Here is a 13770-nt window from a genome sequence, read left to right as displayed (position 1 = left end):
CATGAAGCGCCTCGTAGAGTTGAAGCATGCCGCTGTCCGGACCGCTCTACGCACGTGCCGCCGGGTCCCCGCCCGTCCCCGCGGGGCTGCCGCTCGTCATCGCGCTGACCGGGTTCACGGATGCCGGCGGCGCGGTCTCCCGCATCGTGGAGTACTTCCGCGGAGAGCTCGACCCGACGCCGATCGTCGCCTTCGACAACGACGTCCTGTTCGACTACCGCGCGCGTCGGCCGATCGTGACCTTCGACGAGGACCACCTGACCGACTACCGTGCGCCGCGCCTCGAGCTGTCGCTCGCGCACGACTCGCTGGGTCAGCCGTTCGTGCTGCTCGCGGGCTACGAGCCGGACTTCGCCTGGGAAGCCTTCGCTGAGACGGTCGTGGGGCTGGCAGAGGGCATGCAGGTCGCCTCGATCACGTGGGTGCATGCCATTCCGATGCCGGTGCCGCACACCCGTCCCATCGGGGCGACGGTCAGCGGTACCCGATCGGAGCTGACCGCGGCTCACTCGGTCTGGCAGCCGCGCACGCAGATCCCCGCCACCGCGGGACATCTGCTCGAGCTCCGTCTCGCCGAGGCGGATGCGCGCGTTGCGGGCTTCGCGCTGCTGGTTCCTCATTACCTCGGTGACACCGAGTACCCCGCTGCGGCCATCGCCGGCCTCGACAGTCTGAGTGTCGCGACCGGGCTCGTCTTCGACAGCGACACGCTCCGCAACGAGAACCGCGACTACCTCGAGAAGGTCGAGGACCAGGTCTCGGGCAGCGAAGAGCTGACGACGATGCTGCACACGCTCGAGGAGCGGTACGACTCCTACATGGCGGCGTCGGCTCTCGGGCAGCCCATCATCCATACGGGTGATCTTCCGAGCGCGGATGAGCTGGCCGCCGAGCTCGAACGATTCCTCGCCTCGCGCCCACCGGGCGACGACGACAAGCGCGGACGCTCCTGACATCGGCCCGTTGCGCACCGCGATTCCCGATGGAGGGAATGCGTCACGCCCGGTCGGCGTTCTCATAGGAATGAATGCTTGCGCAGGAACAGCGCACGAGATATGAGACAATGAAGGACCTGACCCGTTGTCGATCCTGTGCTCCTCGTTCGCTCGAGTGGCGGGGGACTTGACAAGGGTCTTACTAGTGTCCGAGAACCCGGTGCGTTCGCACCGGTGAGAGGCTAACCGTGACGTCAGGCACGAAGACCACCCGCACCCGCGCGAGCGAGGACACCGAACTCGTCGAGGACGCGCCCGCCACCGCCGCGAAGGCTGCGCCGAAGAGCGCTGCGAAGAAGGCGCCCGCCAAGAAGGCCGCGACCAAGAAGGCCGCGCCCGCGAAGGCCTCCAAGGCCAAGGCCGACGACGACGAAGAGATGGACGACGAGGACGTCGAGGTCGACGTCGAGGTCGACGCCGACGACGCCTCGGACGACGACGCCGCCCCCGCGGGCGACGCTGCCAAGGCCGACGACGACGAGGACGACGACGAGCCGAAGAAGCCGGCCGTCACCGAGGCTCTGCCCACCGGCGCGATCGTCATCTCCTCGAGCGACGAGGAAGACGTCCCCGTCTACTCGACGCAGATCACCGGCGCCACGGCCGACCCGGTCAAGGACTACCTCAAGCAGATCGGCAAGGTGCCTCTGCTCAACGCGGCCGAAGAGGTCGAGCTGGCGATGCGCATCGAAGCCGGACTCTTCGCCGAAGAGAAGCTGTCGCACATGTCGGCCGCCGAGAAGTCCAACCAGCTGGGGCTCGACCTGCAGTGGGTCGCGCGTGACGGACAGCGTGCCAAGAGTCACCTGCTCGGCGCCAACCTGCGACTCGTCGTCTCGCTCGCCAAGCGCTACACGGGCCGTGGCATGCAGTTCCTGGACCTTATCCAGGAGGGCAACCTCGGTCTGATCCGCGCCGTTGAGAAGTTCGACTACACCAAGGGCTTCAAGTTCTCGACCTACGCGACCTGGTGGATCCGCCAGGCGATCACGCGCGCCATGGCCGACCAGGCCCGCACGATCCGCATCCCGGTGCACATGGTCGAGGTCATCAACAAGCTCGCCCGCGTGCAGCGTCAGATGCTGCAGGACCTGGGCCGCGAGCCCACGCCCGAGGAGCTCAGCCGCGAGCTCGACATGACCCCCGAGAAGGTCATCGAGGTCCAGAAGTACGGCCGCGAACCGATCTCGCTGCACACCCCGCTCGGCGAGGACGGCGACAGCGAGTTCGGAGACCTCATCGAAGACACCGAGGCGGTCGTCCCGGCCGACGCCGTCGGCTTCACGATGCTGCAGCGCCAGCTCGAGTCGCTTCTGGACTCGCTCAGCGAGCGCGAGGCAGGCGTCATCCGCATGCGCTTCGGCCTCGGCGACGGTCAGCCGAAGACCCTCGACCAGATCGGCGACACGTTCGGTGTCACGCGCGAGCGCATCCGTCAGATCGAATCGAAGACGATGGCCAAGCTGCGCCACCCGTCGCGGTCGCAGTCGCTCCGGGACTACCTCGAGTGACCGGCGCCGCGAACGAGGGCAAGGCTCTCGAGGTCGTCGTCGACGGCACGTCCTACGCGCGGATCCCGATCCGTACCCGCGTGGTGATGCCCGGCGACGATCTCGACGCCGTCATCTCGGAGTACGCCGCCTCGGCCGTCCAGCCGGGGGACCTGCTGTTCGTCACCGAGAAGATCGTCGCGATCACGCAGGGCCGTTCGTACACGCTCGACGAGATCCGCGTCCGCCCGCTCGCGAGGTTCCTGTCGAAGTACGTCACCCGCACGCCCTACGGAATCGGTCTGGGGATGCCGGAGACGATGGAGATGGCCCTCCGCGAGTGCGGTACACCGCGCATCCTGTTCGCCGCGGCTGTCAGCGCCGTGACGAAGATCTTCGGTCGACGCGGCGACTTCTACCGCGTCGCGGGAGACAAGGCGCGCGCGATCGACGGCCCGACGTCGGGCACCATCCCGCCGTACAACAAGGCGGTCGTCCTGGGGCCGACCGATCCGAAGGGCGTCGCCGCGCGGATCAAGTCCCGGTTGGGCGGCATCGCCGAGGTGGCGGTCGTCGACATCAACGACATCGGCGGCAACATCCTCGGCTCGACGCTCGACAAGGCCGGAGAGCAGCGGCTCGTGCGGATCCTGCGCGACAACCCGCTGGGCCAGGGTCACGAGTCGACGCCGCTCGGCGTCATCCGCGAGGTCTGACGTGGGAGCGGTGAACCGGGTCTACCGGCGCGCGCGTTTCTTCGTCCGCCGCGTCGTCTCGTTCGATCGCGAGCGGGTGCTGCAGTTCGCCCGGCAGTCCGCCGCCCTCTCGAAGGCGCCGGTCTGGTGGGTCGCGGCCGACATGGCATGGTGCGCCGTCCGCTACGAGACGACGTTCGAGAACTACTCCGAGTGGGACTTCCGGATCCTCAAGGCTCGCGAGCGCCGCACCTACATGACCGACCCCAAGTCGTTCCACCTCTCACGACGCCTCAACGACAACTCCGTGCGCGGCGTCTTCGACGACAAGCTCCAGTTCGCGCGCCGGTTCGGCGACGAGCTCGGGCGCGCGTGGCTCGATGTCGCCTCATCCGACACCGCGGCGCTGGCAGCCTTCCTCGACGGGCGCGAGCGCGTCATCACGAAGAACCCCGGGGGAGTCGGCGGCAACGGCATCACGATGCGGGAGGTCGCGTCGATCGGCGACGTCGCGAGCCTCCGCGAGGAACTCCTCGCGTCGGGCGAGACGCTGGTCGAGGAGGTGCTGGTGCAGCATCCCGAGATGGCGCGCCTGTATCCCGGCAGCGTCAACTCGCTGCGAGTCGTGACCTATCGCGATCCCGACGACGTCGTGCACGTCCTCGCCGCGGTTCTGAAGGTCGGCAACGGCGGCGTCATCGACAACTTCTCCAACGGTGGCATGTACACCATGCTCGACGATGAGGGCCGGGCGCTCCACGCCGCCAGCGACGAAGAGGGCCGTCCCTTCGAGACGCACCCGATCACGGGAGTCGCGATCACGGGGTACCAGGTCCCGCTGTACCCGCAGGTCCTCGAGCTCGTCGATAGCCTTGCCCGCCGTGTTCCCGAGATGCCGTACATCGGCTGGGACATCGCCATCACGCCGGAGCGCCCGGTGGTGATCGAGGGCAACCACAACACGGGCGTGTTCCAGTCCAAGCCGTCGGTGTCGGGCATCCGGCGCGGGCTGCTGCCGCGCTACCGCGCCGCGATGCGCTTCTGAGCGCCCGCGGATCCGCAACCGCAACACCGAGAACACGGAGAGAACGAGCAATGGGTCGATCACGCGTCCGGCTGGGCTACCTCCTGGACCGAGCCCGCAACATCCGGGTCGGCAATCTCATCGAGTTCGGGCGCCAGGTGCAGAAGGTGTCGAGAGCACCGCTGCCGCTCATCATCGCCGACATGCTGTGGTGCTCGGTCAAGTACGACATGGGCTTCCGCGATTACGCGGTGTGGGACATCCGTCTGCTGAACGCCCGCGAGCGCGCGACCTGGATGACGCACCCGAAGTCGTTCCGGATCACCCGCATGCACAATACGCCCGAGGGGCGCGCGAAGCTCGAAGACAAGCGGCGCTTCGCGCGCGAGTACGCCGATCTGCTCGGCCGCGAGACGCTCGACCTCCGGGATGTCGACGACGCCGAGCTCGGCGCGTTCCTGGCGCGTCACCCGAAGGTGCTGGCCAAGCCGCTCGACGGGCACGGCGGTGGGGGGATCACCCTGCACGAGAACGTGACGGATGCCGCCGCGTTCCGGGCCGAGGCGACCGCGGCCGGCCAGTCGATCGTCGACGAGTTCATCGTCCAGCACCCCGAGATGGCCTCGCTCTACCCCGACAGCGTCAACACGGTGAGGATGATCACGTTCCTCACCCCCGACGGCCACGTCCGCCTTCTGGCCGGCGTCCTGCGCATCGGGAACGGCGACGTCATCGACAACTTCGCCTCGGGCGGCATGTTCACGATGCTCGACGAGCACGGCGTCGCGCTGTATCCGGGCGTCGACAAGAACTCGAACGTCTATCGTGAGCACCCGGTCACCGGCACCCCTATCGTCGGCTTCACGGTGCCGTTGTTCGACCAGGTGCTCGCCCTCACCGAGCAGCTGGCGCGCCGGACGCCGGAAGCACCCTACGTCGGGTGGGATCTGGCGATCACGCCGAACGGCCCCGTCGTGATCGAGGGGAACCACAACTCGAGCGTGTTCCAGCCCAAGCCGTCCGCCTCGGGCGTGCGTACCGGTCTGCTCCCCGTCTATCAGGCAGCCGTCGGCTTCTGACCCGCGACCCGGCACCCCGCGGTGCCGGGGAACGCGAAAGCCCCGAGCGCGATGCTCGGGGCTTTCGTCGTGGAGCCGTCCTCAGCCGGCGGCGACGAGGCGCGAGGTCTCGTCGTGCCAGCTGGTGGCGACGGCGCGCAGCTTCTCTTCGTACTTGCGTCCGTGGTGGGCGCAGAAGAGCAGTTCGCTGCCGTTCACCTCTGCGGCGATGTAAGCCTGGGCGCCGCACGAGTCGCAGCGATCGGCCGCGGTCAGGCGGTGGTCGAGGACGGCGGTGCTCTCGGAAGTGTTCGTGGTCATGATGGGTGCCTCCTCGGTCGATCGGGTCGTGCAACTGAGTCCCTCGATACAACCACGACCAGCCGGGGGTATGCCCCATTTGACGATCATTTCGCTCAGCGCGTACGCTCACCGCCCGCACTCGGGCCCGAGTCGCTCCCGAGGGCGTGTGTCCTCCCCTTCGTGTCGGTGCGCGCGGATACGCTTGGAGATCGTGACTGCTGAGTATTCCGCCCATCACCTCCAGGTGCTCGAAGGGCTGGAGGCCGTCCGCAAGCGCCCTGGCATGTACATCGGCTCGACCGACTCGCGCGGCCTCATGCACTGCCTCTGGGAGATCATCGACAATTCCGTCGACGAGGCCCTGGGCGGTTACGGCTCGCGCATCGACATCGTCCTCCACGCCGACGGCAGCGTCGAGGTTCGCGACCGCGCGCGCGGCATCCCCGTCGATGTCGAGCCCCGCACCGGTCTGACCGGTGTCGAGGTCGTTTTCACCAAGCTGCACGCCGGCGGAAAGTTCGGTGGCGGCTCGTACGCCGCGTCGGGTGGACTCCACGGCGTCGGAGCCTCCGTCGTCAACGCCCTCTCCGAGCGTCTCGACGTCGAGGTCGACCGTGGGGGCAAGACCTACGCGATGTCGTTCCACCGCGGCGAGCCCGGTCTGTTCGCGGGCGACGCTCCCGACTCGGAGTTCACGCCGTTCGAGCGTTCCTCAGAGCTGCGCGTGGTCGGCAAGGCGCCCCGAGGCACCACCGGAACCCGCATCCGCTACTGGGCCGACCGGCAGATCTTCACGAAGGATGCCGCGTTCCACCTCGAAGAGCTCGTGCAGCGTGCACGTCAGACCGCCTTCCTCGTCCCCGGCCTCGAGATCGTCATCGTCGACGAGCGCGGCGAGGAGCGGGTCGAGACGAGCTACCGCTTCGACGGCGGCATCTCGGAGTTCGCGGAGTTCCTGGCCCCCGACGCGCCGATCACCGACACGTGGCGCCTGACCGGCTCGGGAACGTTCACCGAGACCGTGCCCGTGCTGCAGGCCAACGGCGCCATGGTGCCGACCGAAGTCGAGCGCTCCTGCGAGGTCGACATCGCGCTGCGGTGGGGGACGAGCTATGAGACCGTCACCCGGTCGTTCGTGAACATCATCGCCACCCCGAAGGGCGGAACGCACCAGCAGGGCTTCGAGCAGGGGCTCATGAAGGTCATCCGCAGCCAGGTCGAGCAGAACGCGCGACGGCTGAAGGTCGGAAACGACAAGCTCGAGAAGGACGACATCCTCGCCGGCCTCACGGCCGTGCTGACGGTCCGGCTCCCCGAGCCCCAGTTCGAGGGCCAGACCAAGGAGATCCTCGGAACACCGGCCGTGCGCCAGATCGTCGCCTCGGTGGTCAATCGCGAGATGGGGGCGCTCTTCTCCTCCACGAAGCGCGACGACAAGGCGCAGACCGGGCAGCTGCTCGAGAAGGTCGTCTCCGAGATGAAGGCGCGCATCTCGGCGCGCACGCACAAAGAGACGCAGCGCCGCAAGACGGCCCTCGAGTCGTCGTCGCTGCCGGCGAAGCTGGCGGACTGCCGCAGCAACGACGTGGCCGAATCCGAGTTGTTCATCGTCGAGGGCGACTCGGCCCTCGGTACGGCCAAGCACGCCCGCAACAGCGAGTATCAGGCGCTCCTCCCGATCCGCGGCAAGATCCTGAACGTCCAGAAGGCCTCGGTGAGCGACATGCTCTCCAATGCCGAGTGCGCCGCGATCATCCAGGTGATCGGTGCCGGTTCCGGGCGCTCGTTCGACCTGAGCGCGGCCCGCTACGGCAAGGTCATCCTGATGAGCGATGCCGACGTCGACGGCGCGCACATCCGCACGCTGCTGCTGACCCTTTTCTTCCGCTACATGCGACCGCTGATCGAGGAGGGCCGCGTGTTCGCCGCCGTGCCTCCGCTGCATCGTGTGGTCGTCGTGAATCCCGGCTCGAAGCCGAACGAGACGATCTACACCTATTCGGAGGCCGAACTGCACGGACTGCTCGCAAAGCTCCGCAAGTCGGGGCGCAAGTGGCAGGAGCCGGTGCAGCGCTACAAGGGCCTCGGCGAGATGGATGCCGATCAGCTGGCGACGACCACGATGGATCGCGCCGGCCGCACGCTGCGCCGTGTCCGCGTCGAGGATGCAGATGCCGCCAACGCGGTCTTCGAGCTGCTCATGGGCAACGAGGTCGCCCCGCGCCGCGACTTCATCGTCACCTCGAGCGATCGGCTCTCGCGCGAGTCCATCGACGCCTGACCCGCGTCGCGGCTGCCCCTCCGAAACTCGGAGGACGACGCGAGCCTCGGAGGAATTCCGGTCAACCGTCCGAGGTCTACGTCATTCTCCGAGGCTCGGGGGCGGCAGGCTCAGGCGACGACGGTGCCGATCGCGCCGATGACGCCGTCGAGCGGCTGGCCGGAGGCGTCGCGCTTGGCCCCGGCCTCGGGCAGGCTCCGCGTCGCACCGTCGGGGCCGACCGCGCGCGGGGAGTCGCCCACCCACGCGACGGTCAGCGTGTCCTCGCCGCGCAGGAACCGCTGAGCCCGGACTCCGCCGGTCGCTCGTCCCTTCGCGGGGAACTCCGAGAACGCCGACACCTTGCCGCTGCCGGCATCGGCCCCGGCGAGGGACTGCGTCGAGCCCGCGATCGTCACGACGACCGTGTCATCGGATGCCGCGACCGCGGTGAACGCGATGACGCGCTCACCGTCCGCGACACGGACCCCCGCCATTCCGCCGGCTGCGCGGCCCTGCGGACGCACCGCCGCCGCATCGAATCGCAGCAGCTGGGCGTCGGAGGTGACGAAGACCAGTTCGGAGCCGTCGGGTGCCGGGGCGGCGCCGACGACGCGGTCGCCGGGCTTGAGCGAGATGATCTCGGCGTCGGGCTTGCCCGCCGCCAGCTCGGTCGCCGCGACGCGCTTGACGACGCCCTGCGCCGTGCCGAGGGCGATGGGCGGTTCGCCGGTCAACGGCACGATCGCCACGACGTGCTCACCGGCTCCGAGCCCGAGATACTGGTCGGCCTTCGAGCCCGCCGCGAGCTGAACGCTGTTGCCCGGGACCGACGGCAGGTCGACGGGGGAGAAGCGCACGAGGCGTCCGGTGCTGGTGACGGCGCCGAGGTCACCGCGGACCGTCGCGTCGACGGCGGAGCGGATGGCGTCGTGCTTGCTGCGCCGGGCGGGCGGAACGATGCCGCTGCTGAGCAGGTCTTCGCCGAGCTCTGCTCGGACCATCCGGCCGGTCGCCGAGAGGAAGACGCGGCAGGGCGCGTCGGCGATCTGCAGGTCGGCGGCGGCCTTCTTGCCCGAGCGCGCGGTCACGGGGCCGCCGTTGAGCAGCAGCGTGCGACGGGGCGTGCCGTAGGTCTCGGCCGCCGCCTCGAGTTCGCGGGCCACCTGGGCTCGCAGTAGCACGTCGCTCGCGAGGAGCTCCTCGAGGTGTGCGATCTCGGCCTTCAGCTGGTCGCGCTCGGTCTCCAGCTCGATACGGGAGAACTTCGTCAGGCGGCGCAGACGCAGTTCGAGGATGTACTCGGCTTGCGGCTGCGAGAGATCGAAGACGTCGATCAGTCGCGTCCTCGCCTGCTCGCCGTCATCCGAGGTGCGGATGACCTGGATGACCTCGTCGATGTCGAGAATCGCGATCAGCAGTCCCTCGACGAGGTGCAGGCGCTCCTGCTTCCGGGCCAGCCGGTAACGGCTGCGTCGCGTGACCACCTCGATGCGGTGGTCGAGATACACCCGGAGGAGCTCCTTGAGCCCGAGGGTCTGGGGCTGTCCCTCGACGAGCGCGACGTTGTTGATGCCGAAGGAGTCCTCCAGCGGGGTCAACCGGTAGAGCTGCTCGAGCACCGCGTTGGGGTCGAATCCGGTCTTGATCGTGATGACGAGACGCAGCCCGTGGTTGCGATCGGTGAAGTCCTGTACATCAGAGATGCCGGTCAACTTCTTGGCGTTGACCGCATCTTTGATCTTCTCGATGATCCGCTCGGGACCGACCATGTAGGGCAGCTCGGTGACGACGAGGCCGGTGCGGCGCGGACCCAGCGACTCCACCGACACCTTCGCGCGGGTGCGGAAGGTGCCGCGCCCGTTGGTGTAGGCATCCTTGATGCCGTCCAGACCCACGATCACGCCGCCGCCGGGCAGGTCGGGGCCCGGAACGAACTCCATGAGCTCGTCGAGCGTCGCATCGGGATTCTCGAGAAGGTGCACGGCTGCCGCGACGACCTCGATGAGATTGTGCGGCGCCATGTTCGTCGCCATACCGACCGCGATGCCGGTCGTGCCGTTGACCAGCAGGTTGGGGTATGCGGCGGGCAGGACCGCCGGCTGCTGGAACTGACCGTCGTAGTTCGGGATGAAGTCGACGACGTCCTCGTCGAGGTTCTCGGTGAGGGCGAGAGCAGACGGCGCGAGCCGCGCCTCGGTGTACCGCGCTGCCGCGGGGCCGTCGTCGAGCGAGCCGAAGTTGCCGTGACCGTCGACCAGGGGCACCCGCAGAGCGAAGTCCTGCGCGAGGCGGACGAGCGCGTCGTAGATCGCCGAATCGCCGTGCGGGTGCAGCTTTCCCATCACTTCACCGACGACACGGGCGCTCTTGACGTGGCCCTTGTCGGGGCGAAGGCCCATGTCGGCCATCTGGAAGAGGATGCGCCGCTGCACCGGCTTCAGGCCGTCGCGAGCGTCGGGGAGAGCGCGCGAGTAGATGACCGAGTAGGCGTATTCGAGGAACGATCCCTGCATCTCCGCTGAGACGTCGACGTCCTCGATGCGCTCCGGCTGGTCGGGGACGGGTGAAGCGGTGCGGGATGCGGCCATGAAGCTGTTCGGACCTCGATCGGGGATGGGAGGGCGGATGCGGTCTGTGTCAGACTGTCCGCGATGCCCTCAAGCCTACCGACCGACCCGCCCACGGCCCGGAGCCTCACCGGTGTGCTGCCGCAGCTGCTGACCTCGTTGTCGGGCCGGTCCGACTGGTTCGCTCCGGCACGGTCGGCCATCGTCATCGTCGCCGACGGGCTGGGACGCGGCAACCTCGCGCAGCGCGCCGCCTACGCTCGCTTCCTCTCCGAGCGCATGACCAAGCGGGATGCCGCCCGCACGGTGTTCCCCGCGACGACGGCCGCCGCCCTGAGCAGTCTTTTCACAGCTGTGTCGCCGGGGGAGCACGGCATCGTCGGATACCGGGTGAGGGTGCCCGGCACGGCCTCGACCCCGAACCAGCTCACCGGCTGGGAGGACGATGGCCTCGACCCGCTCTCCTGGCAGCGTTCGCAGCCCGTGTTCGAGCGAGAGGCCGCAGCGGGCCGACGCTGCTTCGTCGTGAGCCGTGCTCAGTACGCCGCGACCGGGTTCACCACGGCGACCGTGCGGGGGGCGGAATTCGTGTCGGCTTCGGGGATCGGTGAACGGCTTGCGCGGGCCGAGGCCCTCGCCGGAGCCCACGAGGGAGCTCTCGTCTACGTCTACATCCCGGAGCTCGACGTCATCGGCCACGGGCACGGCTGGGAGGGCGACCGGTGGGCGGCGGAGCTGGAGTCGCTCGACGCCGAGCTGCGCCGGTGGGATCGTCAGCTGGGGCCGGGCATCGGTGCTGTGCTGACGGCGGATCACGGCATGATCGACGTCCCCGCGCACCGGCACGTCCTGCTGCGGGAAGGCGACGACCTGCTCGATGAGGTCGATGTCATCGGCGGCGAACCGCGGATGCTTCACCTCTACGCGTCAGCCGGCGCCGCCGAACGCGTGGCCTCCCGCTGGCGCGAGTCGGAATCGGATCGTTCGTGGGTGATGACCCGGGCCGAAGCCGTCGACGCCGGACTCTTCGGGACGGTTCACCCCGAGGTGGCGCCGCGCATCGGAGACGTTCTCGTCGCCGCTCGGTCGAGTGTGGCGTACTACGACGACCGGCTGGCCGACAAGAAGCCGCAGCGGATGGTCGGACAGCACGGGTCGCTCACCGACCAGGAGCGGATCGTTCCCCTCATCCGTTTCGGCGTGTTCGCCTGAGAGCCCGCGTGCGGCGCGCCGCGTGAGTGTTCAGGCGTCTTCGCTGCGCGCGCCGAAGACGATCTCGTCCCACGACGGCATTGAGGTGCGGCCGCCGCGGCGGCGGGTCTCCGGGGTCGTGTCCTCGCTCGCCGGCTCCGCCTGGGGCGCCTCGGGCTCGGGGGTGGGCTCAGCGGGTTCGCGGTAGCCGGGCTCGAGGGCGTCGAAGAGCGCGACCGGTGTCCGTTCGCGCGTGTCCTGCCCGCGGTCCTCGCCGGGCATGGGCTCGCGCTGTCCGCGACGGCGGCGGAGTGCCTCGAGGAGGTCGGCGGTCTCGGACGACGTCACGACCGGCTCGGGAGCGCGCTTGATCGCCGCGTCCTTCGCGGTCGTGCTGCGGAGCGGGGCGGACGTGGCCGCCTCCGGCTCGGCGGCGGGATGATGCCGGGGGCCGAACGCTCCGCTGTCGAACCGCGACTCGTCCTTGGCCTGCGGCGTGTCGAGGGCTCGCAACCGCGGGATCAGCCCCTCGGGCAGCGATCCCTGCCGCGACAGCTGGGTCGCGTCGGAGTTGAGGGGCGCGAGCGACGAGCGTCGCGGGTCGAAAGACCACCGGGCGTCGTGCTCGACCTCGCCCACGGTGAACTCGAGCTTGACGATCCAGCCGTCGGGCTCGCGCCAGCTGCTCCAGCGCTCACCGGTCGCGCCCGCCTCGGCGAGCTTCGTGCGAACCGCGGTGCCGAAGGTCGGCTGGGCGTCCGGTTCGAGCTCGCCCGCGATGAGGACCGGCACCGCGAGGGCCTGTCCGACGATGTGCTCGCGCTCCGCGATGATCGGCCGCTCGTATCGGGCGACGTCCTCGACCCGGATGCCGAGGAGCGTGGCGACATCCGCGGCGCTCATGCCGGCGCGGATGTGCGACTGGATCTCGCGAGGGCTGGGGCGGGGAGCCCGCGGTTCGTCAGCCGGACGGGCGCGGCGCAACTGGGCGCGCAGCGTCTCGTTCACCGGCAACGCGAAGCGCTCCCCGGACTCGGTTGCGAGGACGAGGATGCCCTCCTCGGTCCCGATGACCTTGAGCTGTTCCATGCGCAGAACCCTCCCAGCGATACGTGTGCCGTCATGGTGTCACAGGCATCCGGGGACCGTGGGAATATCCGGGGCGCGCCGTCGGTTTCGGGGGGCGAACCGGTCGTCAGCAGCCGTTCCCGGAAGGATCTTCCGCGACGTTTTGCGAAATACGCGCCGGTCATGCAAACTATCGCCGCCCCACTCGGCGCGGCAACCGGCAACACCTGGAAGTAGAGGCCTTTCGACATGGCTACGGATTACGACGCACCCCGCAAGACCGAGGACGACAGCGAGTCGATCGAGGCCCTGAAGGAGCGCGTGCCCGACAAGTCGTCGGGCTCGATCGACAACGAGGACGCCGACAACCCGTCGGGCTTCGAGCTGCCCGGGGCTGACCTCTCGGACCTCGAGCTGGATGTCGTCGTCCTTCCCCCGCAGGAGGACGAGTTCACGTGCATGGAGTGCTTCCTCGTGAAGCACCGCACTCAGATCGACCACGAGACCAAGGTCGGCGCGATCTGCACCGAGTGCGCCGCCTGACCGTCACGACTCTCGCTGACCCTCGACGCCCCGGCGTCGAGGGTCTGTCTTTTGCGCGAAGCGGTGTGACGGCCTAGGAGCGTCGGGCGCGTGAGGCGGCGTCGGCGCGAGCGCTCTCGACCACCGCGACGACCCGGGACGGCGTCCGGGAGGAGAACACCCAGTGCGTGACCGGATCGTCATCGTCGTCGATCGCGACGCGGACCACACCGTCGATGCCGCCCCGCAGCAGGTGCCACGAGCTCGGTGATAGACCCGGTCCGCGCGCCTGCCGTGCATCGTCGCCCGTCAGCGCCTCCATCTGACCGAGATACTCGAGCTCGATGCTCGCGCGGCCGACGCGCAGGCGTCCGCCGGACACCTCGACGACCGGCGACAGGGCGATGAGGCCCGCGACGACGAGTGCGCCGACGACGATCCCCGCGACGAGCCCGACGATCGAGTCGAGCGGGGCGAGCACGAGGGCGACCATCGGGCCGCAGACGGCCGCGCTCACCAGCAGCCAGAGCGATGGGCTCAGGCGCTCGCGATAGCTCGTAGCGGGCGGGGTGGCGGGGGCGGAACTGTGCATTA

Annotated in this window: 12 protein-coding genes; 8 read left to right on the top strand and 4 right to left on the bottom strand. The window is 69.0% G+C overall.

Features of this window, described 5'->3' with window-relative positions:
- The first annotated feature begins 26 nt into the window (after positions 1 to 26).
- The 5 genes from MTS1_RS03085 (at position 27) to MTS1_RS03065 (ending at position 5283) form a co-directional block, all read left to right on the top strand.
- The gene (locus MTS1_RS03085; protein ID WP_023951330.1) at positions 27 to 953 is read left to right on the top strand and encodes a proteasome assembly chaperone family protein; all 927 of its coding nucleotides are present in this window, start codon (positions 27 to 29) and stop codon (positions 951 to 953) included.
- A gap of 230 nt (positions 954 to 1183) precedes the next feature.
- Positions 1184 to 2506, top strand: coding sequence for an RNA polymerase sigma factor (locus MTS1_RS03080; RefSeq protein WP_023951328.1), 1323 nt, complete (start codon positions 1184 to 1186; stop codon positions 2504 to 2506).
- Entirely contained in the window at positions 2503 to 3201 is a 699-nt protein-coding gene (locus MTS1_RS03075) for a coenzyme F420-0:L-glutamate ligase (protein ID WP_023951326.1), read from the top strand. The genes MTS1_RS03080 and MTS1_RS03075 overlap by 4 nt, the downstream gene beginning before the upstream one ends.
- Before the next feature lie 10 nt (positions 3202 to 3211).
- Entirely contained in the window at positions 3212 to 4225 is a 1014-nt protein-coding gene (locus MTS1_RS03070; protein ID WP_233494891.1) for a sugar-transfer associated ATP-grasp domain-containing protein, read from the top strand.
- Between the two features lie 50 nt (positions 4226 to 4275).
- A complete protein-coding gene (locus MTS1_RS03065) occupies positions 4276 to 5283 on the top strand; it encodes a sugar-transfer associated ATP-grasp domain-containing protein (protein ID WP_023951322.1) in 1008 nt (335 codons plus the stop codon).
- A gap of 81 nt (positions 5284 to 5364) precedes the next feature.
- On the opposite strand, the gene MTS1_RS03060 is transcribed toward MTS1_RS03065, so the two are convergent.
- Entirely contained in the window at positions 5365 to 5583 is a 219-nt protein-coding gene (locus tag MTS1_RS03060; protein WP_023951321.1) for a hypothetical protein, read from the bottom strand.
- Between the two features lie 193 nt (positions 5584 to 5776).
- Between MTS1_RS03060 and MTS1_RS03055 the strand changes: the two genes are divergently transcribed.
- The gene (locus MTS1_RS03055) at positions 5777 to 7846 is read left to right on the top strand and encodes a type IIA DNA topoisomerase subunit B (RefSeq protein WP_023951320.1); all 2070 of its coding nucleotides are present in this window, start codon (positions 5777 to 5779) and stop codon (positions 7844 to 7846) included.
- 110 nt (positions 7847 to 7956) lie between these two features.
- On the opposite strand, the gene MTS1_RS03050 is transcribed toward MTS1_RS03055, so the two are convergent.
- Positions 7957 to 10416 (bottom strand): DNA topoisomerase (ATP-hydrolyzing) subunit A, encoded by a 2460-nt coding sequence (locus MTS1_RS03050; RefSeq protein ID WP_023951319.1) that lies wholly within the window; start codon positions 10414 to 10416, stop codon positions 7957 to 7959.
- Between the two features lie 63 nt (positions 10417 to 10479).
- Between MTS1_RS03050 and MTS1_RS03045 the strand changes: the two genes are divergently transcribed.
- Positions 10480 to 11607, top strand: a complete 1128-nt coding sequence (locus MTS1_RS03045; protein WP_023951318.1) for an alkaline phosphatase family protein — start codon at positions 10480 to 10482, stop codon at positions 11605 to 11607.
- Between the two features lie 30 nt (positions 11608 to 11637).
- Here MTS1_RS03045 and sepH read toward each other — a convergent pair whose 3' ends face one another.
- Positions 11638 to 12675, bottom strand: coding sequence for a septation protein SepH (sepH, locus tag MTS1_RS03040; protein WP_023951317.1), 1038 nt, complete (start codon positions 12673 to 12675; stop codon positions 11638 to 11640).
- Positions 12676 to 12903: 228 nt separating this feature from the next.
- On the opposite strand from sepH, the gene MTS1_RS03035 reads away from it, so the two are divergent.
- The gene (locus MTS1_RS03035) at positions 12904 to 13197 is read left to right on the top strand and encodes a DUF4193 domain-containing protein (RefSeq protein WP_023951316.1); all 294 of its coding nucleotides are present in this window, start codon (positions 12904 to 12906) and stop codon (positions 13195 to 13197) included.
- A gap of 73 nt (positions 13198 to 13270) precedes the next feature.
- On the opposite strand, the gene MTS1_RS03030 is transcribed toward MTS1_RS03035, so the two are convergent.
- Positions 13271 to 13768 carry a DUF3093 domain-containing protein gene (locus tag MTS1_RS03030; RefSeq protein ID WP_023951315.1) on the bottom strand — a complete coding sequence of 166 codons (498 nt, stop codon included), beginning with the start codon at positions 13766 to 13768 and terminating at the stop codon, positions 13271 to 13273.
- Positions 13769 to 13770: the final 2 nt, after the last annotated feature.

The organism is Microbacterium sp. TS-1 (genome assembly GCF_000509385.1).
Lineage (GTDB): Bacteria > Actinomycetota > Actinomycetes > Actinomycetales > Microbacteriaceae > Microbacterium > Microbacterium arborescens.
This window is presented reverse-complemented; position numbering and strand designations above follow the sequence as displayed.

Bases quoted from the DNA above. Each gene is read 5' to 3' on its own strand.
- MTS1_RS03035 (WP_023951316.1), top strand. From the start codon at position 12,904: ATGGCTACGGATTACGACGCACCCCGCAAGACCGAGGACGACAGCGAG.
- sepH (WP_023951317.1), bottom strand. From the start codon at position 12,675: ATGGAACAGCTCAAGGTCATCGGGACCGAGGAGGGCATCCTCGTCCTC.
- MTS1_RS03065 (WP_023951322.1), top strand. From the start codon at position 4,276: ATGGGTCGATCACGCGTCCGGCTGGGCTACCTCCTGGACCGAGCCCGC.
- MTS1_RS03060 (WP_023951321.1), bottom strand. From the start codon at position 5,583: ATGACCACGAACACTTCCGAGAGCACCGCCGTCCTCGACCACCGCCTG.
- MTS1_RS03030 (WP_023951315.1), bottom strand. From the start codon at position 13,768: ATGCACAGTTCCGCCCCCGCCACCCCGCCCGCTACGAGCTATCGCGAG.
- MTS1_RS03050 (WP_023951319.1), bottom strand. From the start codon at position 10,416: ATGGCCGCATCCCGCACCGCTTCACCCGTCCCCGACCAGCCGGAGCGC.
- MTS1_RS03045 (WP_023951318.1), top strand. From the start codon at position 10,480: ATGCCCTCAAGCCTACCGACCGACCCGCCCACGGCCCGGAGCCTCACC.
- MTS1_RS03085 (WP_023951330.1), top strand. From the start codon at position 27: ATGCCGCTGTCCGGACCGCTCTACGCACGTGCCGCCGGGTCCCCGCCC.